Below are 22,834 nucleotides of genomic sequence, written 5' to 3' on the forward strand. Positions count from 1 at the left end.
ATGAGTCACCCGGTCGTACCCTCTGATACCACAACGCCAACTGGCGGTCGTATCTTTCATCCCAAAGCCGCTGAGCCAGCGCCCGTTACCGTTGTTGGCAAACAAGCCTGGCTCAAGAACAACCTGTTCTCCTCGCCACTGAACAGTGCCATCACTCTGGTTCTGCTGGCACTGCTGGGGTCATTTATCCCGGCATTGGCCGACTGGCTGTTTATTTCAGCCCATATCAGTGGCCAGACCCAGGATGCCTGTACTGGCGACGGTGCCTGTTGGGTATTTATCAAGGTCTGGATACAACCGCTGATGTATGGCAACTATCCGGATGCCAGCCTGTGGCGGGTCAATCTCAGCCTGATATTGCTAGGGGCTGTATTATCCTCCCCTTACTGGTTGCCACCGAAACTGCGCAACAAGGTCGATATCATGTTGCTGCTGGCCTTCCCCTTTATGGCCATTATCATTCTTGATGGCCGTTTACTGGGTCTGGAATACGTCAGCACCGCCTACTGGGGTGGTTTTTCTCTCAACCTGTTCCTCGCGTCTGCCAGTATTATTCTGGGGATGCCACTGGGGTTTCTATGGGCTCTGGGACGACGTTCCAATATGCCCATGGCCCGCAGCATCTGTGTGGTACTGATCGAATTTTTCCGTGGCGTACCGGTACTGGCACTGTTCTTTATGGGCTCGGTCATGTTGCCGCTGTTCTTCCCGGAAGGCACCAACGTCGACAAGCTGTTGCGGGTCTGGATCGTACTGACGCTGTTTATGGCGGGGTATATGGCCGAAGTGTATCGCGGTGGTTTTCAGGCGATTCCATCCGGACAGTATGAAGCCTCCGCCGCCATTGGCCTGAGCTACTGGCAAACCACCTTGCTGGTGATTTTGCCGCAGGTGATCAAGGTCTCCATGCCGAATATTCTGGCCACCTCGGTCATGCTGTTCAAAAACACCACCTTCCTGATGATCATTGGTATTTTTGAAATTCTCAGTACAGCCCAGAATGCCCTTACCAATTCCAACTGGCTGGGTGGCTTCTCCACCGAAGCGTACCTGTTTGTTGCGGTGATTTACTGGATCTGCTGTTTCAGCATGTCGATGGTCGCCACTCGCATTGAACGCAAACTAGACACCAGCCACAAGTCCTGACTTACGGAAACCAAGCGATGAGTACCAATCTGAACAACAGCAACGTCTCTCAGGGCACAGCGCCGATACAGGCTCCCGGCGATGTCATCACCCTGGCCAGCCTGAACAAGTGGTACGGTGATTTTCATGTTCTCAAGGACATTAATTTCACCGTCAAGAAAGGCGAACGTATCGTTATCTGTGGCCCCTCCGGCTCGGGTAAATCGACCATGATCCGCTGCATCAACCGCCTGGAAGAATTCCAGCGCGGCGCGCTGATCGTCAACGGCATCGAAATGATCGATGACGTCAAAAACATTGAAGCCATTCGTCACGATGTCGGTATGGTGTTCCAGCATTTTAACCTGTTCCCACACCTGACCATTCTGGAAAACCTGACCCTCGGGCCGATCTGGGTGCAAAAAAAGCCCAAGGCCGAAGCAGAAGCCATGGCGATGAACTATCTGGAACGGGTCAAGATTGCAGAACAGGCGCTGAAATACCCAGGCCAACTGTCTGGCGGTCAGCAACAGCGGGTAGCGATTGCCCGGTCACTGTGTATGGCACCAGAAATCATGCTGTTTGACGAACCCACCTCCGCCCTCGACCCGGAAATGGTCAAGGAAGTGCTCGACGTGATGGTCGAACTGGCGGATGAAGGCATGACCATGCTGTGTGTTACCCATGAAATGGGCTTTGCCAAAAAAGTGGCTGACCGTGTGATCTTTATGGACGGTGGCGAAATCGTTGAAGAAAACACACCGGTTGAGTTTTTCGAACAACCAGAAACCGATCGCTTGCAGCTGTTCCTCAGCCAGGTACTGCAGCACTGATCAAACCCTCGATCGATGGGCTGCATTGCAGCCCATCACGCTGACCAATACCAACGCTGGCTATCCTTTTATTCTTTTATTCTTTGTATCCCTGGCTTCGGCCTCCCACCTTATAGCGTCGTCATAGCGCCCTAACCCTGGTGGCTCAGTCGTAACAAAGACAAACCAGACACAGCATACCGACACCACCCTATCGTAGGTTTATTTCGTGGGTTTATTTCCTGGTTGCACCCACCTTGTTATCACAGAGCCAATCCAGCGCATCGATATAATTATCAAAAAAGCGCACTTCCCCAGCAATAAACCAACTGGCAGTTCTGGCAATCCACTGCTGCCAGTCGGCATTACCATAGATGGCAATCCGCTCAAATTCGGAGCCGTGCTTCAACCCCAGTTTGAGATCATCCCAGGCGGCCTGTAACTCCCAGCCTTCAAATTCGGAACCATCGATCATGATTCTGACCTTGGGATCATTGACTTCCGCCAGCGCCCCATCCAGCAACGGAGTAATGGTTTCATAATCGCGATGCGTCAGGATTCCCTGAGCCTTGAGAGAGATAAAAAACCGCTCATTTTCACGGTTGATTCCAATCGATAACCCATGCTGTTTACGCGTCATTGCAGCCTCCTTGATCAGACAGTCATGAAGAGATAAGTATCAGATTACCCAAGAATAAAACGACCACAAGCAGCTGCATCAAGCCAACTGCAACTCATCGTGCCAGAAAGCACCGTAGTCAAACCCCGCTAACTTCATACACTGTAGGAGACATCTATTTAATCCTGCACGGCTCTGCGCGAGTGTCGCCGACTTGTGACTTGACCCGTCAGGCCTGCAAGTCGGCTCCGTGATTCGAAATCATCCGGTAGCCCAGAGTGAGCACCGGATCAAATGGATGTCCCCTGTACACTTTTACCCTGTCGATGGAGACTGAATCATGAGCGATACGACCTATACGCCTCCCAATGTCTGGACCTGGGAACCTGGCAATGGCGGCAAGTTTGCCAATATAAACCGCCCGGTAGCCGGAGCCACTCACGACAAGGAATTGCCTCGGGGTGAACACCCATTGCAGCTTTACTCCATGGGAACACCTAACGGCATCAAGATCACCGTAATGCTGGAAGAGCTGCTGGCAGCAGGAAAAACCGCCGCAGAATACGACGCCTGGATGATCCAGATTGTTGACGGCGACCAGTTCAGTTCCGGTTTTGTCGGCGTTAATCCGAACTCCAAAATTCCAGCGCTACTGGATTACAGCGTCACACCACCACAACGAGTATTTGAATCCGGCTCCATCCTGATGTACCTGGCCGAAAAGTTTGATGCCTTTATTCCCACCGATGCCGCTGGCCGCACCGAATGCTTTAACTGGTTATTCTGGCAAATGGGCAGTGCCCCCATGCTGGGCGGTGGCTTTGGTCATTTTTACGCCTACGCCCCAGAAAAATTTGAATACCCCATCAACCGCTTCACCATGGAAATCAAACGTCAGCTCGACGTACTCGACCAGCACCTGGCACACAACACCTTTATGTGTGGCGACGAATATACCATCGCCGATATCGCCATCTGGCCCTGGTATGGCGCATTGATTCTCGGACGCCTGTACGATGCCGCCGAATTTATTGAAGCCGAGGGTTACACCCACGTGATGCGCTGGGCCAAAGCCATTGATGCACGCCCGGCGGTTAAACGCGGCCGTATTATCAACCGCAATTTTGGTGAGCCAAACGAACAACTGTTAGAACGGCATAACGCCAGCGATATTGATACCGCTTTGAACGCGGGTAAATAAAAACCCCCGAAGTGCTCTAGGAGACACAAACGGCACTGTTGTAGTGGTTCAATAATCCCGTACACCTCTCTTATGGTGGTAATCTTACCACTTACGTTGGTGCCCGAAATTATTGAACCACTACAGGTATGCTTTCTTAAGCATTCATATTGAACTTAAGTAAGCTTTCCAACCTTTAAAATTGGTGATTTCTTCCGCACCTTCTATTCCAGAAGGTTCACATATAAACCCGCTCACTTGACTGCCATTCGCAAGAATCACTTTACCTATACCTAGTGGCGCTGGAATGCATGCCACAAAGCTACCGAAGTTTTCAGTAGGTATAGACCAAACTTCCACTTCAATCGCTGAGCCTTTTTCTTTGTCTAAAACAAGCCCGGGCCTTAACGGCGGGCCACCGGCTAAGGCGTACATGCGATAACTGGCTGCAGTTTTTGTTTTGGCTTTCAACATGGCTCCACGCTCAACAAGTTGCCAATTCAATGGCTGCCCTGTTAAATGAGCACCACAAACCATCACATCAATGGTTTTAGTGCTTGTCACTGGTGTCGTATTTTTCGGTGTGGCGATGCTGTCTAGAGCCCCTTTTTTCAAAGGTAAAGCTTGCTGAATACGGTTAGCAATCGACATCAACTCTCTATCACTAAAAGTCGAACCGACTAAAGTAATACCAAAAGGCATACCACTTTCCGTCATCATCATCGGCACAGCGATAGAAGCGAGGTCTAATAGGTTCATGAAGTTGGTGTAATAACCCAGCTCGCTATTATGCTTAATCGGCTCTGCCAACATTTCTGCGACCGTGAAATGACGACCTGCGGTTGGCGTTAGCAAACAATCGACCTGCGCTATTTGTGCTAAACAATTTTGTTTTAAATCATTAATACGATACTGCGCTTTAAACAAAGACGTAGCAGGTGGTTTTCCACCAGGCGCAATGATTTCTCGAACCACAGGAAATATCGCCTCTGGTTTTTCGTCAATCAAAGGTTGAGCGGCAATATAACGCTCCGATACCCATGGACCTTCATACAAGAGTTTGGCGATTTCATCGAATGGGGCAAAGTCAATTTCTTGGAATGAAAAACCTTCGTCCTTGAGTTTTGCCAAAGTGGCTTCATAAGCTTTTTGATAACCTTTGTCACCAAAGAATTTCAGCTGATGTTCTGGGATCACACCGACCATTAATGGCCCTGTTCGCAATCCATATTGCCTTGCTTGGTTCAAAAATGGATTAGCACGGCTGTAACCATCTCTTTTATCAAAACCTTCTGCTACTGATAAAACAAGATTCGCATCGTCTGTGTTGTAAGAGAAAATGGTGATGCAGTCCAAACTACGGCATGCTGGTACTAAACCGGTTGCCGATAACAAACCGATACTTGGCTTCACACCGACAAGATTATTAAAACAAGCTGGTATACGACCAGAACCTGCCGTGTCGGTTCCTAAACTGAATGAAGCTAACCCCAATGCAACCGATACCGCAGAACCTGAACTAGAGCCACCGCTCACATAATCGTAATTAAACGCGTTATGGCACGCGCCATAAGGTGAACGTGTACCATTTAGCCCTGTTGCAAATTGGTCTAAGTTCGCTTTACCAACAGGTATAGCACCAGCATCAATAAGCTGTTGTACAACTTTAGCAGAAACGTCCGGTGTATAAGCAAATTCTTTACATCCTGCCGTCGTCGGAATACCTGCAAGGTCAATATTATCTTTAATAACAAAGGGAATCCCCCACAATGGATGAGTATCCAAAGGTTTTTCTTTTAGACCTTCTAACCAAACAGATTGCTCTGCTTGCGATAGCTGATGAATCCAAATATTGTGGTCTTTATACTGCTCTGCACGCTGTCGAATATCTTCCATAATTTTCTCTGGTGTGTCTTTTCCTTCTGCATATTGAGCGCGCAGTGCATCAATGCCCATATCAAGGCTATGTTCTATTTCGTTATTCATCGTCATACTCATAATTCTCAGTTCCCATTCTCTACTTATTTGCAGCTTCTAACACGACAATGGCTTGCCCTGCGCTGACTCGACTACCGTCGGTTAATAACAAATCCGTCACGACACCGGCTTCTGTAGCGTATAAAGGAATTTCCATTTTCATCGACTCTAAAATAACCAATAGTTCGCCTGCTTGTACTTCTTGTCCTACTGTCACCTCTGTCTGCCATAAGCTGCCAGAGACAGGGCTATCGATAACAATCGCGTCTTCATTCCATGTCACTTCACTTGCTACTACATCCGCTTCTTCACTATCAAAATGGAATTGGCCATTGGCGTGCCAATTCGCCAACTCCGTTTCGAAGGCCTCATTGCGTTGCTGCTTAAAAGTATCGATGCTGTCGCTTTGTTCCTCTATAAAAGCTTGATAGTCAGCCAGAGAAAATTCACTTTCCTCAATACGAATTGGGCTTTTGTTATTAGAAAAGCCACCATGAGGGAAATCGTCACGAATTTGTTGTAGCTCTTCATGACTCACCTCGTAGAAACGAATTTGATCGAAGAAACGTAATAGCCAAGGCTTGCTGAATTCTGTCGTTTGGCGGTAGCGGTTCCACATTTGCAGCGTTCGTCCCACGAATTGATAACCTCCAGGTCCTTCCATGCCATACACACACAAATAAGAACCGCCAATGCCAACGGAATTTTCTGCGGTCCATGTTCTCGCTGGGTTGTATTTGGTTGTCACCAAACGATGACGAGGATCCACTGGCGTTGCGACTGGTGCGCCGAGATAAACATCCCCAAGCCCCATTACCAAGTAACTCGCACTGAAAAGAATGTCTTTCACATCATTTATGCTGTCCAAGCCATTAATACGGCGGATAAATTCCAAGTTGCTTGGGCACCAAGGGGCATTCGATCGTACGGATTGGCTGTATTTATCAATGGCTTCTTGGCAGGCTTTATCGTCCCAAGAAAGCGGTAAATACACGATACGAGAAGGCACAGATAATTCCGTGAGTTTTTCGCTGAGTGCCATTTCAGCTTGCTCAAGATGCTCAAGTAATGCGGTGTAACTTAATACTTGGCTATCATAGTGAATCTGCAAAGAGCGAATACCTGGAGTGAGTTCTCGCATGCCTTTTAACGGATTTTGTTCTAGCCATTGCATTAAAGCATGAGCGCGAAAACGTAAACGAATATCTAAAATTTGTTCGCCGTATTCCACTAACAAGAAATGATCGCCAGCAGCACGATAAACAATCTCGTCGCCAAAACGATCAGCAGGTAAGGTTTTCAGAATAGGACTCAAAACAGGACAAGGCATCGTCCTGTTTTGAATGCTTGTTAATTCAGACAAACCTTTATTTTGTTCCGCTTCTAACGCGACAGCATCTTCAATACTGACAGAGACAAAACGAATTTTATCTCCCGCACGCAACTGCCCAAGCTTCCATAAATCAGCCGTAATGACGGTTGCAGGACAAACAAAGCCACCCAAAGAAGGACCATCAGGTCCAAGAATCACCGGCATATCTCCGGTAAAATCCACGCTGCCAAAAGCATAAGCGTTATCGTGAATATTCGAAGGATGCAAGCCAGCTTCACCACCGTCTTTACGAGCCCATTCAGGTTTAGGCCCGATTAAGCGTACTCCCGTTCGGCTGGAGTTATAGTGAATTTCCCACTCTGTTTCAAAAAAGGTTTTAATGTCTTCATCGGTAAAGAAATCCGGTGAACCATGAGGACCATAGATAACACGCAGTTCATATTCATTAGTAAGTTCCCGCAGCAAACCAGACGGTACAACGGTGTTTGGTTCTTCTGTCACGGGTTCCAGTACATGAAGTACGTCACCCGTTTGAATCGCACGCCCGTTGTGGCCGCCAAATTGTCCTAGCGTAAAGGTGGACTTTGAGCCCAAATAATCTGGACAATCAAAGCCACCTGCCACCGCAAGGTAGCTTCTTGCACCACCGTCTTTGATTCTACCTAACGTCAATGTTTGACCCGCTGATAGCTCGATGACTTGATTAAGAGGAATCGGCTGACCATCTAACTTAGCGTCAATTTTTGCCCCTGAAAGCGCAATTTTTGTGTCATAACTGAAACATAACGTTGGCCCTTGGAGAGTAATTTCCATCGCAGCCCTGTCTATTGGGTTGCCTAATAAACGATTGGCTAAGCGGAAATGATAATTATCAAACGGACCAGAAGGTGGTACGCCGACATTCCAGTGATGCTCACGACCTGGAAAGTCCTGTAGAGTGGTTTGCGTGCCGCCACTTTGCACATCAATACGTTTTGGTTGATATTTAAACTCATTAAGATAACGGGTACTGACCTCTCCCTTTAAAAGAACAGGATCAACAACAAGATTACGTAGGTAATCTAAATTGGTTTCCGTACCATAAATAATACTCTCATCTAATGTGTTTTTTAGCGCTAGAAAAGCACTGTCTCTATCTTCTTTGTGAACAATAACCTTGGCGAGCATTGGATCAAAATAAGGCGATACTTGTATGCCTGTTTCTATCCAATAGTCGATACGTACTTCATTGTCTTGGTTCTCAGGAAAGGACACCTGACTAAGTAAGCCAGACGACGGCTGAAAGTTTTTATAAGGGTCTTCTGCATAAACTCGAACTTGTACTGCATGGCCTTTGGCCACCAGATTATGACGTTTATCGTCTAAGGCCAAATCTTCCCCAGCGGCTAAACGAATCATCCACTCTACAAGGTCAACACCGTAGACTTCTTCTGTCACACCGTGTTCAACTTGTAAGCGAGTATTTACTTCCAAAAAGTAGAAGTCTTCACTGTCCATGTCATAAATAAACTCGACCGTCCCTGCATTACGGTACTTAACGGAAGACAGCAAAGATTCTGCTGTGGCATGAAGCTGTGCACGAACTTGTTGAGTTAAATGTGGGGCAGGACATTCTTCCACGACTTTTTGGTTGCGGCGCTGACTGGAACAATCTCGCTCCCCTAAAGCCAATGCTTTACCTTTACCATCGGCAAAAATTTGAACTTCTATATGACGCGCACGAGCGATGAATTTTTCTAAAAACACACCGTCATCGGCAAAGTTATTCGCGCCCAAACGCTTCACTGAATCGAAGCCGTCTTGAAGCTCCTTTTCATTGTGGCAAAGCTGCATACCGATACCGCCACCACCAGCGGTACTTTTCAGCATAACGGGATAACCAATATTATTAGCTGTCTCGCAAGCGGAAGTTAAATCTTTTAATAAGTCTGAGCCTGACAATAAAGGCACATTCGCTTGTTCCGCTAACTCACGAGCACGATGTTTCAGACCAAATTCCACCATTTGCTCTGCAGTAGGGCCAATAAAAGCGATACCTTCTTCTTCACAACGACGAACAAAGGTCGCATTTTCACTTAGAAATCCGTAACCGGGATGTATAGCGTTCACGCCAGATTGTTTCGCAATGGAAAGGATTTTCTCCATATCCAGATACGTTTCGCTGGCACTGCCTTCACCCAATGAAAAGGCTTCATCGGCCTGTTTAACATGTAAACTCTTAGCATCTGATTCCGCATAAACGGCTACGGAGCCAATCTGCATTTTTTTCAGCGTTCGCAGAATACGGGTCGCGATCGCGCCACGATTAGCAATGAGTACCTTGTGAAACTCATAATTGGTTTTGCTCTGCATACTTTAACCTTGTTCGGGCCGTCCCGATTGCACTCTCATCACAATGGCCGTCCACTGTGCGTGTTATTATTCAAATCTCAATATGCCTCTCTTTTACTACCTTAAGCGAGACTCAATTAAGCTTCCCAAACTAATAAATTAATCGGTGTTGGGTTGTAACCATTACAAGGGTTATTTAATTGCGGACAGTTCGAAATCAGTATCACTATGTCCATCTGAGCTTTCATTTCCACATACTTTCCAGCACCAGAAATGCCATCTTCAAACGTTAAACCACCCTCTTCCGTAACAGGCACATTCATAAAGAAATTGATATTGTGGCTGATGTCGCGTTTCGATAAGCCATACTCTGGATTTTCCGCAATCGCCAACATCCAGCTATCACGACAGGCGTGCATACAACGCTTTTCTAGGTCATAACGTATGGTGTTACTTTCTGTTGCACAGGCACCACCTAAGGTGTCATGTCGACCACAAGTATCTGCTTCAATGGTGATCATTACGTTATTTTCGTTGGTACGAAGCTCTGATCCAGCGGTCAAATAAACATTCCCTTGTTCACGAATAGTGTCAGTTGCACTATAACGCTCAGACGGTTTATTGGCGTTGTAAAAAAGTGTGTCCGCTGCTTGGTTACCTTCCAGGTCAACGATACGAAAATAACTGCCTGATTTGATAGTAGCGATAAAATAATCGCCCGCTTCAATATGAAAAATTTGGCTTGCTTCATTGGTATTTAATACGCTTTCTTTGATCATGGATTAACCCTCATAGCCAAGATAATAAAGTTCGTTGTTCGCAAAACCTCGTTCATTTTCTGGGCGAGAAATTTTGCAAAAATCGTCTGCTTCAACTGGCGCTGCTTTTTCTAATAGAATTGAAACTGGCTTTTTCGGATAGGTCGTTGCTTGACTCAAAGGATGAGCACAAGTGTGCAGCATAACCAAAGTATCCATTTCAAAACGCAAAGTGATACGACTACCCGCTGGGCTGTTGTCTTCTACTAAACGCATATTACCGTCAGCATCTGTGACAACTTTGCTAAACAAATTTAAGTTCGCAGTACTGTCCGCTTGAGTTAATCCGTATTTTGCCATCTCGACTAATAAAGCATCCGTACCATTTTGCAGCCATTCATTATGATCTTTTTGATAATCACGCTTACCCCATTTCGCTTCCACATGAGAGGCATGGCTGTTTCCGCTCACAGTTTCATGCCAACCTACTGAATCTTCGATGATGGAAGCGAAAATACGCCCCATATCGGAATACAGACAATGACCTTTTGTTAGCTTGAAAGTATGTTGTCCTTTCAATGTATCTGGCGCGTTATAACGCTCTAGCAAGTTCTCAGGGTTGTAAAAAACCATGCCAACATTGGCACCGCCTTCCACATCTGTTAGCGTCATTTGCATACCGCGACGCACTTTCAAAGACCAATGACTGGCCGCTGGAATAATAGTTTTGTAATTTTTCATTGCTTTTCCTTTTCAACTAATTACCAGTCATCAAACTGGCGCTTGGATCTACAGGATGAAGTCGGTCATCAATTTCCTCATAAAGGTCTTTTGAACCATGACCAAGCGGTAAATCGTAAGTAATGGAAGCCCCATAAGCATTTGGAGAATGCGGATCGTGGCGCACTTTATCGAATACCCAAAGTCTTGAGCCTAGATAAAACCCTTCTTTTAAGTCATGAGTCACCATAAAAACGGTTAGATTGTGCTCTCGCCATAGTTCCAACACTAAAGCGTGCATATCGGCTCGGATACCAGGATCAAGGGCACCAAACGGTTCATCAAGTAGTAGAATTCTTGGTTTGCATATAAGCGCTTGGGCAATAGCAAGGCGCTGCCTCATACCGCCAGACAGTTCATCGGGATAACGATGTAACGCATGATCTAAACCGACTTTTTCTAACATTTCTGTTGCTTCTTGCTTCGCTTGGCTCTTTTCTTTACCGAACAAGTAGCCCGTTAAAGAAGACTTTTGGAAACCTTTAGCAGCGATCACATTTTCCAAAACGGTCATATGAGGAAACACAGAATATTGCTGAAATACGATGCCACGATCTGGACCTGGCTCATTAGGTATCGATTTTCCATCCATCAACAACTCACCTGAACTTGGATCTTCAATACCTAAAATCATTTTCAAAAACGTACTTTTACCGCAACCAGACGCGCCGACTAAAGTAATAAACTCACCTTCTTGAACCGTCACATCAACGCGTTCGAGAATGACATCTTTTCCGTATTTTTTACCGATTTTCTTTGCTTGAATAATCGGATTAATCTGAGTATTAATTTGGCTCATGATTTCGCCTCCTGACTCCAAGGAAAGAGTTTTTTATTCACTAGTCCCAGTAAGTAATCAAACAAAAATGCCAATAAAGTAATCCACGCCACATAAGGTAAAATGACATCCATAGATAAGTAACGTCGTACTAAGAAAATTCGATAACCTAAGCCGTCCGTTGACGCGATGGCTTCAGCAGCAATCAAAAACAGCCAACCAGATCCTAATGACAAACGCACCGCATCGATCAATTTCGGCATCACTTGTGGCAAGAGAACACGGATTAAAATTTGGAGAGTACTCGCACCTAACGTTTGCGCTTTCACCAGCTGTTCGCTGGGAATCTCTTGTGTTCTTCGCTGAATATCCCGGGCGATAAAGGGCGTTATCCCCACGGCAATCAGAACAACTTTAGACATTTCCCCTAATCCCACGACGATGAATAAAATCGGTAAGAGAGCCAGAGGTGGTACTAACGAAATCACAGTTAAAAGAGGAGAAAAACCAGCAGAGACTAGAGGTAAAGCCCCTGTTAACAGGCCTACCAGCAAACCGATTACCGCCGCTATCGCAACACCTGACGCCAGGCGAATCAAACTGCTTAATGTGTCTTTCCAGAAAATGAGCTCCCCAGTTCGTTTACTGGGCTCAAATGCCATTCTGTACATGGCATCTCCCATTTGACTGAACGCTGGTAACAATTTGTCATTGGAATTAACCGCCAACCTTGCTTCCGATCCCATCATATAAACGATGATTAAAAGAAGAAAAGGAAGCAAACCCAGCAAAATCCCACGGGTTCGAGTCGGCTTATAATTGATCAGTTTTTTCATGCTATTACTCCTCAGTGTTTCCCACTTACCATTGGCGCTATTACCGTAACGCCAATGGTCGTATTGGAAATAGATTATGAGCTAATGCTTATAACTGACCGTTTTTGGCCATTTCCATATAAGTAGGATCAAAGCGAAGTTTTATATAGCTTGGGTCACCGAAAACGCCTGCAGGGGTTTCAATACCAATCACGCCGGCATCGGGTGCACCATCGCCTAGCAAGCCATGTTCAAAAGAGAACTCAGCGACGTTTTGCATTGTCGCGATAAGTTTTTCACTATTGGTTAGAGATAAAGCCGCTTCGGGTGTGTAGAACATCTCTGTGCTTGCTAACTGTGCATCATAACCAGCAAGATCCGTTTCAGAGGCTTCTGCCATGAAAGTACGTGTATCGATTGCTACTTTATCGCTGCCACTCATTAACTCCATGATTTCATACCAAGCGCCCACTAAAGCTTTACCTAGATTAGGATTCGCGTTTAGCGTGTCAGTATTGATCACCAATAGGTCAATAATTTCGCCTGGGATTTGAGAGGAATCAAACACCTTGTTGCTATTAGGCTGAGCTAGGATTTCACTTACTAGAGGGTTCCAAGTCACAACAGCCGTAATATCGTCAGTACCATAAACAGAAACCATGTCAGCATCAGATGTGTTAACAACATTCACATCCGCTTCTTTTAGACCAACTGTGTCTAATCCACGAGCCAATAAGTAGTGAGACACACTTAATTCAACAAGGTTAACTATTTGACCTTCGATGTCTGCAAGAGAGATTTTATCTTTTAGAATGATGGCGTCATTGCCGTTGGAGAAATCACCTACGATTAACGCCGTGCTGTCCACACCACCTGCAGCAGGAATCGTCAATGCGTCCATGTTTGTCATGGTACAAGCATCGAACTGGCCTGTGGTGTATTGATTGATAGATTCAACGTAGTCATTAATTTGCACGACATCAATATCGATACCGTATTTGTCGCCCCATTTTTCGACGATACCTTCTTGAGCGCCATATGCCCAAGGCATCCAACCGACATAAATAGACCAACAAACTTTAAAAGAATCAGCCGCCATGGTATTGGCAGAAACAAGAAGGGAAAATAGTAGAACGGTTACTTTTTTTGAGCAGTATTTCATTAGAAGTCACCTTTTCAGTTTTAAAGTTACACATGGAGTACCCTTGGCAATAACGCCATGCGGTCTCCCGGGCTTTTATCCCGCCGTGTAACCCTGAAACATCAAGGTCGAAAGCTCTCGGACCAGTCTTCACTAAACTTTTCAGCCTAGCCGGAACCCTAGCTTTCTATTGAATTCTAAATTGTCTTGTCCGATATCACCAAAGATACTAACAAAAAAAATTCAAGCATATAGTGTGCCAAATCAAAAACCACTTTAAAAACAAAGTGTTAGATTTTAATCATATCTATTTCACTCTACTCAAAGACAAATATTGCTCTAAAATAGAGCAATACTGATAAGCATTGCTCTATTTAGGGTCTACTTGTAGTGGTCAACTAATCCCGGACAGTGTTTTGAGTTTTTCCTCAGCCTGCAACGGGCGAAATGCCACCATTGAATGCGTGAGATCGCTGTCGGTTGTAGTACCCCATCAAGTAGCTCCCAACATCTTTCTGGTCATCCGGCACCTCATTTATGGTGGCGATCTCACCACCTACGTGGTGTCCCGAATCATGGGACCACTACATACCACCCCGAATCGTAGGGACGCCCTCCATGGCTGCCCCAATATCTACTCCAATACCCGCTCCAATACCCAATCTAACAAACACAAACGGCACTGGTATGGCCACGGACGGCGCTGTTCCCTACCGTTCTGTCGCCATCGGTTATTTCAGTTTACGCACGCGTTTGGCAAATGGTGCCTTGCCTGCGCTGCCTTTTCCTGCGCCAGCGGCCTTGCCATTGACCACGCCTTTGGCTTTTTTCGCTGCGGCGCCTTGAGAGCGGGCTTTGTTATTGCCGCTGTCGGCTTTTTGCGCAACCGGTGCTTTGGTGGCCTTGCCTTGCACACCACGTCCTTTGGCGTGGTAGCCAGGACGCTGGCGGCTACCGGAGGGAGCATCTTCGGCGGGGATCAAGGCATCCGGGCCTTTACCAATCAGGTCATGGCGTCCCATACGTTTGAGTTCTTCACGCAGCATCGGCCAGTTTCGTTCGTCGTGGTAACGCAAGAAGGCTTTTTGCAAACGACGCTGTTCAATGTCGCGGGGAATGGTCATTTTGGCGGTTTTGTAGCTCATCCGTTGCAACGGGTTACGTTCGGAGTGGTACATGGCCGTGGCCAGTGACATCGGTGATGGATAAAAAGTCTGCACCTGATCAACACGCATTTTCTGGCTTTTAAGCCAGCGCGCCAGGTTCATCATGTCTGAGTTTTCGGTGCCTGGATGGGCGGCAATAAAATACGGCACCAGATATTGCTCTTTACCGGCTTCTTTCGAGAACTTGTCGAACATGCGTTTGAAGTTGTCGTAGGTGCCCATCCCCGGTTTCATCATTTTGGTGAGGACGTTTTTTTCCGTATGTTCCGGGGCAATTTTTAACAAGCCACCCACGTGGTGGGTCACCAGTTCACGTACATATTCCGGGTCTTCTACCGCCAGGTCGTAACGCAAGCCAGAGGCAATGGCGATACGTTTGACGCCGGGCAAGGCCCGCGCAGCACGATACAACTCGGTGGTCGGTTTATGGCTGGTTTTGAGGTTTTTACAAATACCGGGATACACACACGACAGCCGACGACAGTTTTTCAGGATCGTCTCGCTTTTGCAGTTGAGCATATACATGTTGGCGGTTGGGCCGCCCAGGTCGGAGATGGTGCCTGTGAACCCTGGTACCTTGTCACGGATTTCTTCAATCTCGTGAATGATGCTTTCCTGCGACCGACTCTGAATAATGCGGCCTTCGTGCTCGGTAATCGAGCAGAAAGTACAGCCGCCAAAACAGCCACGCATGATATTCACCGAAAACCGGATCATATCGTAAGCCGGAATGCGGGCGTCACCATACGCCGGATGTGGAATGCGCTGGTACGGCAATGCAAAGACGGCGTCCATTTCGTCGGTTTCCAGCGGAATGGGTGGTGGGTTGACCCACACTTCCTGGGTACCGTGTTTTTGCATCAGCGGGTGCGCGTTATAGGGGTTGGATTCCTGGTGTAACACCCGTGAGGCATGGGCATACAGGGCGCTGTCGTTGCGTACCTTGTCGAATGAGGGCAAGCGAATATAGGTGCGGCTGTTGTCGTGTTCGACCTTGCGCTGCAATGGCATCGGGACAATTTTGACCGGCATGATATCGGTGTCGGCGTCGGCACCTGCTTCAAGCGCTTGCTGGTCGGAAGCACAGCTGTCGCTGTTGGCTTCTTTCATTTCATAGGGGTTGGCAATAACGTCGATTTTCCCCGGCCAGTCGATGCGGGTTGAGTCGATTTCAGTCCAGCCTTGTGGCGCGGCATCACGCAAAATGGCGGTGCCACGCAGGTCGATAATATCCTTGATATCGCGCCCTTCGGCCAGTTTGTGGGTTAGATCCACCAATGCCCGTTCAGCGTTGCCGTACAGCAGGATATCCGCTCCGGAATCGATCAATACCGACCGCCGTACCTGATCGCTCCAGTAATCGTACTGGGCAATCCGGCGCAGGCTGGCTTCGATACCGCCAATCACAATCGGAATATCCTTGTACACTTCACGGATTTTTTGCGAATAGACAATTACGGCCCGATCCGGACGCTTGCCCGGTTCACCGCCGGGCGTGTAAGCGTCTTCCGAACGTACCTTGAGATCCGCTGTGTAGCGGTTGATCATCGAGTCCATATTGCCCGCTGATACCCCAAAGTAGAAATTGGGTTGGCCAAGGCAGGTAAAGGCATCGGGATCGTTCCAGTCTGGCTGACAAATCAGGCCAACACGGAAGCCCTGGCTCTCCAGCAGCCGTCCGATGACAGCCATCCCGAAACTGGGATGATCGACATAGGCATCACCACACACCACAATAATGTCGCAACTGTCCCAGCCCAGCTGATCCATTTCCTCTCGCGTCGTTGGCAAAAACGGTGCGGTGCCGAAACACTCGGCCCAATAGGGAAAATGCGAAAACAGGTGTGGCACCTCGGTCGTGACCGGCTGCTGGTTGGACTGCGACATAAAATTCAAGCTCTTGTATACACGGACTGGCGGACGCCAAAGATTGGCTATTCTCCCAAAATTCGGCCCAAGACTGAAGAATAACCCAGTCAAATAGTCGGAAATTGGCGGTAATATCCCTATTAATTAACACCTGACCGCCTCAGCCGTGCAAAAGACCAGTATCTGATCACAAAAGCGTCATTGGCCGCTGCGTCCATAACAACAACAGGGAATCCCTGCGCGCTTCTGTTATTCCAGCAAAAACTGCTAACATCCTTATTAACTTATCGAGATACAGCCCAACATAATGGCCCACCGTGAATCCCGAGCAAAACAGGGGAGCCCTCCGCCCCGAATCATGGTTGTTGATGACCAGGCCCCTCGGGCTGCCATCCTGCAACAGGCATTATCGGACGCCGGTTGTGAAGTCGTTGCCTGCCTCGCCAGTGCCCAGGGCCTGATGAAAAAGGTGATGGAACACCAGCCAGACGTCATTATTATCGACATCGAAAGCCCGGATCGGGACATGCTGGAGCATATGACCGTGCTGAATCAGCACAACCCCAAGCCGGTGATCATGTTTTCTGATGAAGACGACCCCGCCACTATTGAAAAAGCCGTACGGGCCGGAGTCAGTGCTTACGTTGTCGATGGTCTCAACCCCGCTCGCGTCAAGTCCATTATGGATGTGGCCGTCGCCCGCTTTCGGGAATTCCAGGCTTTGCGTGGCGAGCTGGAAAAAACCAAAAACCAGTTGGCCGACCGACGTCTGCTGGACGAAGCCAAAGCCTTGCTGATGAAGCAAAAAAACATGTCGGAAGAAGAGGCGTATCACGCCATGCGCAAAATGGCCATGGATCGCGGCCAACGTATGGTGGATGTCGCCAAAAACATTATTTCGGTAATGAACCTGCTGAACGGTTGACTATGACAGACTCTGATCCACTGGAAAAATCCAGCCTGATACTGGGCTACATGCCACTGAGCGACAGCCTGCCCCTACTGGTAGCCGATGCCCAGGGTTACTTTGCCGCAGAAGGCCTCAACGTCGAGCTGCAACAGGAAGTCTCCTGGGCCAATATTCGCGACAAGGTACTGGTCGGCCATCTCGATGGTGCACAAATGCTGGCCCCGATGTTACTGGCGACCCATTTGGGTCTGGGTGGTCTGAAAAAAGCCATGATGGCTCCCTTTGCCTTTGGCCTGAACGGTAACGCCTTTACGATCTCACGATCGTTAGGCCAACAGCTGGAAGAGCAGGCCTCCGGGCAATCTCCTGCAGGGGATGCTATCGCCTCAGGCAAAGCACTCAAAAAGCTGGTTCAGAGCCGCCGTTCCCGGGGTGAGTCGCCGCTGATTTTTGCCACCGTTTATCCCTACTCCATTCACAACCTGTTGCTACGGGACTGGCTGGCCGCATCGGGCGTGGACCCGGATCAGGATGTGATTCTGGTGGTACTGCCGCCATCACAAATGGTTGATCATTTATCGCTGTCTCATATCGATGGGTTTTGTGCCGGTGCCCCCTGGAACTCAGTAGCGATCCAGCAAGAAGTTGGCGAATGCTTGCTGACTGGCCCGGACTTGTGGCACAGCGCCCCCGACAAGGTACTGGGACTGACCCAGGAGTGGGCCAATACTCACCCCAACACCACCCAGGCCCTGATCCGGGCACTGGACAAGGCCACTCTCTGGCTGGACGATCACCGCGAAGCCGCAGGAGCCTTATTGGCCGATGCGATTCAGATTCCGGTTGCGGCGGCTCTGCCGGCACTGGTAGGCGAGTTTGTTTACCGCCCCGGAGAATCCCAGCAGCAGCAGCCGGATATGCTGGTGTTCCACCGCTCATTGGCCAACTATCCCTGGCAAGAGCATGGCGTCTGGTTCCTGCAACAAATGCAGCGCTGGGGCTGGGTCAGTTCCGCCCTGGACTGCGAAGAAACTATCCGCGAGTGCTACCGTAGCGACCTGTACCAGCAAGCATTACAGCGGCCTGCACTCGTGGCAGAAGGTACCCGGCTGGCGCTGGATCATCGCGACCCGTGGCAGCTGGATGGTGTAGCCATGGCACCAACGGCGTTTAGTTATCATCGTTAATCCTGTCACCAGAAACTACGACCAGTGACCAGAAACCACCGTCAGAAAACGCCCAAAACCGGGCTAACCTGGCCCGTTATTGCACCAGTCTTGTGCCGATTGATCAGGCGATGAGGGATTACCACTTGTTGGCCCAGCCTTGAGGTATTCACAAAAATACCACCCAAGGCCCGCTGTATGGGCGTGACAGCGGTTTTTGTTTCTTTTTCCGGGTGATGCTCAGGTTTTGGCACATCGTTTGAATATCAGTCCTTATACAAGTCCAATGGCGGACTGCATTTAAAACACAGAATTCAAGCAAAGGCGCTACAACGTTTACACGTTGTGGCGCTTTTTTTTTGCTTCAAAACCTGCTTCAGAGAGGAAATATGATGCGAGTAATTACTCCATTACGCCGAACATTACTGACCAGTGCTGCCATTCTGGCAACCGGACTGGCGACGCTGGCGGCACCCGCTGCGCTGGCAAAGCAGTACCCCGAAAAAGAAGAGCTCACGTTCGGCTTTATCAAACTGACGGACATGGCGCCTCTGGCCATTGCTTATGAAAAAGGCTACTTCGAAGACGAAGGCCTGTACGTCACACTGGAAGCCCAGGCGAACTGGAAAGTGCTACTGGATCGTGTGATCGACGGCCAGCTGGACGGTGCTCACATGCTTGCAGGCCAGCCGTTGGGCGCCACCATCGGTTTTGGTACCAAGGCCGATATTATCACCGCCTTCAGCATGGACCTGAACGGCAACGCCATCACCGTCTCCAACGACATCTGGCAACAAATGAAGCCTTATGTCCCCATGGGAGCTGATGGCAAACCGATCCATCCAATCAAGGCCGATGCCCTGAAGCCGGTCGTTGACAAGTACAAGGCAGCAGGCAAGCCCTTCAATATGGGCATGGTATTCCCGGTATCGACCCATAACTATGAGCTGCGTTACTGGCTCGCAGCCGGTGGCATTCACCCCGGCTACTACGCCCCCGCCAAAGGCGATACCTCGGGCAAACTCAATGCCGATGCCTTGCTGTCGGTTACGCCACCACCACAGATGCCCTCCACCATGGAAGCCGGTACCATTTACGGTTACTGCGTGGGCGAACCCTGGAACCAGCAAGCCGTGTTCAAAGGCATTGGCGTACCGGTGATTACCGACTATGAAATCTGGAAAAACAACCCGGAAAAAGTCTTTGGTGTAAGCCAGCAATGGGCCGATAAATACCCGATCACCCACAAGGCCGTGGTCAAGGCACTGATTCGTGCCGCTGCCTGGCTCGATGCCGACAACAACGCCAACCGTCCGGAAGCCGTTAAAATTCTCTCCCAATCCAACTATGTGGGGGCTGATTACGACGTGATCGCCAACTCCATGACCGGCACCTTTGAATACGAAAAAGGCGACACCCGGGACGTACCGGATTTCAATGTTTTCTTTCGTTATAACGCAACCTACCCTTACTACTCCGATGCGATCTGGTACCTGACCCAAATGCGCCGCTGGGGACAAATTGCCGATGCCCAACCGGATAGCTGGTACATGGATATTGCCAAAAAAGTCTACCGTCCAGACATCTATGCCGATGCAGCCAAAGCCCTGATCAAGGAAGGCAAGCTGGATGCTGTGGATTTCCCGGACTTCACGACCGAAGACGGCTTCAAAGCCCCACAGACCCAGTTTATCGACGGCGTAACCTATGACGGTAAAGCCCCCAACGCCTACCTGAAAAAATTCAAGATTGGTCTGCAAGGCAACGACAAAATCTAACACTCGATAGATTTATCAGACCCCGTATCGACCCATACCAACAACAACGGTCGATGCGGCATACACGGCGGGGCGATGCCCCGAACGTCAGCAACCACCGTGCGACCCGGAGATATACAACATGAATATGGCACTGTCGAAATTGCCGTGGCTTGAGCCTATAGTGAAAATCCTGCAAGGCGACAACATCGGTCTGAATTTCCAGATCATCGCCAAAGCCATTGGTGTGCCGCTGGCCGGTATCCTGGTGTTCCTGATGATCTGGCACGGAGCCGCCAGTAATATCGAAACCTCGTTGGGTAATTTCCCCGGCCCAGCGGATGTGTACGAACAGAGCAAGGGCCTGATCAGCGAACACATTGCCGAGCGCGAAAAGGCAGAGGCCTTTTATGAACGCCAACAGCTGCGCAATGATGCCCGCGTGGCCGAAGACCCTGATTATGTGCCAAAGATTCGGGACTACACCGGCAAAGCCACGTATTTTGATCAGATCCTGACCAGCCTGATAACCGTCATGACGGGCTTTATTCTGGCCTCGCTGATCGCTATTCCACTGGGAATCCTGACAGGCCTGAGCGCCACGCTGAACGACGCGTTTAATCCGATTATCCAGATATTCAAACCCGTATCCCCACTGGCCTGGTTGCCACTGGTGACCATGGTGGTCAGCGCCGTATACGTCTCGGATGACCCGGCGGTGCCCAAGTCGTTTGTGAACTCCATGATCACGGTCATGCTCTGCTCGCTCTGGCCTACCTTGCTCAACACATCCGTGGGCGTTGCGTCCATTTCACAGGACTTGCAAAACGTCAGTCAGGTGTTGCGCCTGAACTTCATCACGCATGTCACCAAAATCGTCCTGCCCTCTGCCATTCCCATGATTTTCACCGGCTTGCGACTGTCATTAGGGATTGCCTGGATGGTACTGATTGCTGCCGAAATGCTGGCCCAGAACCCCGGGCTGGGCAAGTTTGTCTGGGATGAATTCCAGAACGGCTCATCCGACTCTCTTGGCCGCATCATGGTAGCGGTAATCACCATTGGCCTGATCGGTTTTGCCCTCGACCGTCTGATGCTCAGCCTGCAAAAAGCAGTGTCCTGGGACAAATCAGCCAACGTACGTTAAGCCATTAACACCGGAGAATTTATTATGAGCGTGATCCTCGACATCAGCCGCGTTGGCATCGAATTTCCAACCCCTAATGGCGCCTTCCGCGCTTTGCGCGACGTTGACCTGAAAATCAGACAGGGCGAATACATTTCCCTGATTGGGCACTCGGGCTGTGGCAAGTCCACGGTGCTGAATATCGTTGCTGGCTTGCTGCAAGCAACCGAAGGCGGCGTCATGCTCCACGGCCGTGAGGTCAACGAACCGGGGCCGGAACGGGCGGTTGTATTCCAGAACCATTCGTTGCTGCCTTGGCTAACGGCCTATCAAAACGTTGAGCTGGCGGTCAAAACCGTCTTCCAGGGCAAAAAATCCAAAGCCGAGATGCGCGCCTGGATTGAGCACAATCTGGAGCTGGTACATATGACTCACGCCATGCACAAGCGCCCGGACGAAATTTCTGGCGGCATGAAACAGCGGGTCGGTATTGCCCGGGCACTGGCAATGGAACCCGACATTTTGCTGATGGATGAGCCGTTCGGGGCGCTGGACGCCCTCACCCGTGCCCATTTGCAAGACTCGCTGATGGACATCCAGAAAGAGCTGAACAACACCGTTATCATGATTACTCACGATGTCGATGAAGCTGTTTTGCTGTCGGATCGTATCGTGATGATGACCAACGGCCCGGCGGCGACCATTGGCGAAATTCTCGACATCGATCTGGAGCGGCCACGTAACCGCCTGGAACTGGCCGACGACCCTCGCTATAACCACCTGCGCCATCAAGTGCTGCGGTTTCTTTATGAAAAACACAAAAAAGTCGCCTGATCCGTCCTGATACACCTGCCCTCCGTCTTGTCCCAATCGTCACAGCAGCCACCGTTCTGATACTTTTATGTCAGAACGGTGGCCTGAAATCATGTCGTAATTCCTACAAACCCATCCTTTTGTCTTACAAAAAACAACAGTAAACGTTTGTTCTGACGACTTTATCCGTTTAAAACAGCGCCATTAAAGGTTTTTCACTCTGGTATGTAATTTGCCGTTATATAAATATATATATAACGAAACCATGGCTCAGATAATATTCACGAGCCAGGCAGCCACTAGGGGACATCTATTTAATCCTGCACGGCTCTGCGCGAGTGTTGCCGTTGTTCAGAGCAAGGCGACGAATGCAGCGAA

17 protein-coding genes and 1 riboswitch are annotated in these 22,834 nt (G+C 49.0%); of the genes, 8 read left to right on the forward strand and 9 right to left on the reverse strand.

Annotated features, from left to right (window positions below):
- Together Q4551_RS14450 and Q4551_RS14455 are read left to right on the forward strand one after the other, a co-directional pair.
- Entirely contained in the window at positions 1–1,146 is a 1,146-nt protein-coding gene (locus Q4551_RS14450; RefSeq protein ID WP_303434577.1) for an amino acid ABC transporter permease, read from the forward strand.
- 17 nt (positions 1,147–1,163) lie between these two features.
- Positions 1,164–1,958, forward strand: a complete 795-nt coding sequence (locus Q4551_RS14455; protein ID WP_303434578.1) for an amino acid ABC transporter ATP-binding protein — start codon at positions 1,164–1,166, stop codon at positions 1,956–1,958.
- 214 nt (positions 1,959–2,172) lie between these two features.
- Here the strand turns inward: Q4551_RS14455 and Q4551_RS14460 are convergent, their stop codons facing one another.
- Entirely contained in the window at positions 2,173–2,577 is a 405-nt protein-coding gene (locus tag Q4551_RS14460; protein ID WP_303434579.1) for an STAS/SEC14 domain-containing protein, read from the reverse strand.
- A 319-nt stretch (positions 2,578–2,896) separates the two neighbouring features.
- Between Q4551_RS14460 and yghU the strand changes: the two genes are divergently transcribed.
- The gene (gene yghU / locus Q4551_RS14465) at positions 2,897–3,757 is read left to right on the forward strand and encodes a glutathione-dependent disulfide-bond oxidoreductase (RefSeq protein ID WP_303434580.1); all 861 of its coding nucleotides are present in this window, start codon (positions 2,897–2,899) and stop codon (positions 3,755–3,757) included.
- Between the two features lie 144 nt (positions 3,758–3,901).
- On the opposite strand, the gene atzF is transcribed toward yghU, so the two are convergent.
- The 8 genes from atzF to Q4551_RS14505 form a co-directional block, all read right to left on the reverse strand.
- Positions 3,902–5,734 (reverse strand): allophanate hydrolase, encoded by a 1,833-nt coding sequence (atzF, locus tag Q4551_RS14470; RefSeq protein ID WP_303434581.1) that lies wholly within the window; start codon positions 5,732–5,734, stop codon positions 3,902–3,904.
- 19 nt (positions 5,735–5,753) lie between these two features.
- Entirely contained in the window at positions 5,754–9,398 is a 3,645-nt protein-coding gene (gene uca / locus Q4551_RS14475) for an urea carboxylase (protein ID WP_303434582.1), read from the reverse strand.
- A gap of 116 nt (positions 9,399–9,514) precedes the next feature.
- Positions 9,515–10,156: an urea amidolyase associated protein UAAP2 gene (locus Q4551_RS14480; protein WP_303434583.1), complete on the reverse strand. Its 642-nt coding sequence runs from the start codon at positions 10,154–10,156 to the stop codon at positions 9,515–9,517.
- Between the two features lie 3 nt (positions 10,157–10,159).
- Positions 10,160–10,876 (reverse strand): urea amidolyase associated protein UAAP1, encoded by a 717-nt coding sequence (locus Q4551_RS14485; RefSeq protein ID WP_303434584.1) that lies wholly within the window; start codon positions 10,874–10,876, stop codon positions 10,160–10,162.
- 16 nt (positions 10,877–10,892) lie between these two features.
- Entirely contained in the window at positions 10,893–11,714 is an 822-nt protein-coding gene (locus Q4551_RS14490) for an ABC transporter ATP-binding protein (RefSeq protein WP_303434585.1), read from the reverse strand.
- A complete protein-coding gene (locus Q4551_RS14495; protein WP_303434586.1) occupies positions 11,711–12,529 on the reverse strand; it encodes an ABC transporter permease in 819 nt (272 codons plus the stop codon). The genes Q4551_RS14490 and Q4551_RS14495 overlap by 4 nt, the downstream gene beginning before the upstream one ends.
- An 88-nt stretch (positions 12,530–12,617) precedes the next feature.
- Positions 12,618–13,670, reverse strand: coding sequence for a putative urea ABC transporter substrate-binding protein (locus Q4551_RS14500; RefSeq protein ID WP_303434587.1), 1,053 nt, complete (start codon positions 13,668–13,670; stop codon positions 12,618–12,620).
- Between the two features lie 62 nt (positions 13,671–13,732).
- Positions 13,733–13,843: riboswitch (guanidine-I (ykkC/yxkD leader) on the reverse strand.
- 537 nt (positions 13,844–14,380) lie between these two features.
- Positions 14,381–16,702 (reverse strand): YgiQ family radical SAM protein, encoded by a 2,322-nt coding sequence (locus Q4551_RS14505; RefSeq protein ID WP_303434588.1) that lies wholly within the window; start codon positions 16,700–16,702, stop codon positions 14,381–14,383.
- Positions 16,703–17,042: 340 nt separating this feature from the next.
- Here Q4551_RS14505 and Q4551_RS14510 point away from each other — a divergent pair, with 340 nt between their 5' ends.
- The 5 genes from Q4551_RS14510 to Q4551_RS14530 all read left to right on the forward strand — a co-directional run bounded on the left by Q4551_RS14510 (position 17,043) and on the right by Q4551_RS14530 (position 22,477).
- Positions 17,043–17,609, forward strand: a complete 567-nt coding sequence (locus tag Q4551_RS14510; protein ID WP_303434589.1) for an ANTAR domain-containing response regulator — start codon at positions 17,043–17,045, stop codon at positions 17,607–17,609.
- A 2-nt stretch (positions 17,610–17,611) separates the two neighbouring features.
- On the forward strand, positions 17,612–18,781 hold the full coding sequence (locus Q4551_RS14515; protein ID WP_303434590.1) for a CmpA/NrtA family ABC transporter substrate-binding protein: 1,170 nt from the start codon (positions 17,612–17,614) through the stop codon (positions 18,779–18,781).
- A 371-nt stretch (positions 18,782–19,152) separates the two neighbouring features.
- The gene (locus Q4551_RS14520; RefSeq protein ID WP_303434594.1) at positions 19,153–20,538 is read left to right on the forward strand and encodes a CmpA/NrtA family ABC transporter substrate-binding protein; all 1,386 of its coding nucleotides are present in this window, start codon (positions 19,153–19,155) and stop codon (positions 20,536–20,538) included.
- A 121-nt stretch (positions 20,539–20,659) separates the two neighbouring features.
- Entirely contained in the window at positions 20,660–21,664 is a 1,005-nt protein-coding gene (locus tag Q4551_RS14525) for an ABC transporter permease (RefSeq protein ID WP_303434591.1), read from the forward strand.
- 24 nt (positions 21,665–21,688) lie between these two features.
- A complete protein-coding gene (locus Q4551_RS14530) occupies positions 21,689–22,477 on the forward strand; it encodes an ABC transporter ATP-binding protein (RefSeq protein ID WP_303434592.1) in 789 nt (262 codons plus the stop codon).
- The last annotated feature ends 357 nt before the right edge of the window (positions 22,478–22,834 follow it).

The organism is Oceanobacter sp. 5_MG-2023, from assembly GCF_030548165.1.
In the GTDB taxonomy this organism is placed as follows: domain Bacteria; phylum Pseudomonadota; class Gammaproteobacteria; order Pseudomonadales; family Oceanobacteraceae; genus Oceanobacter.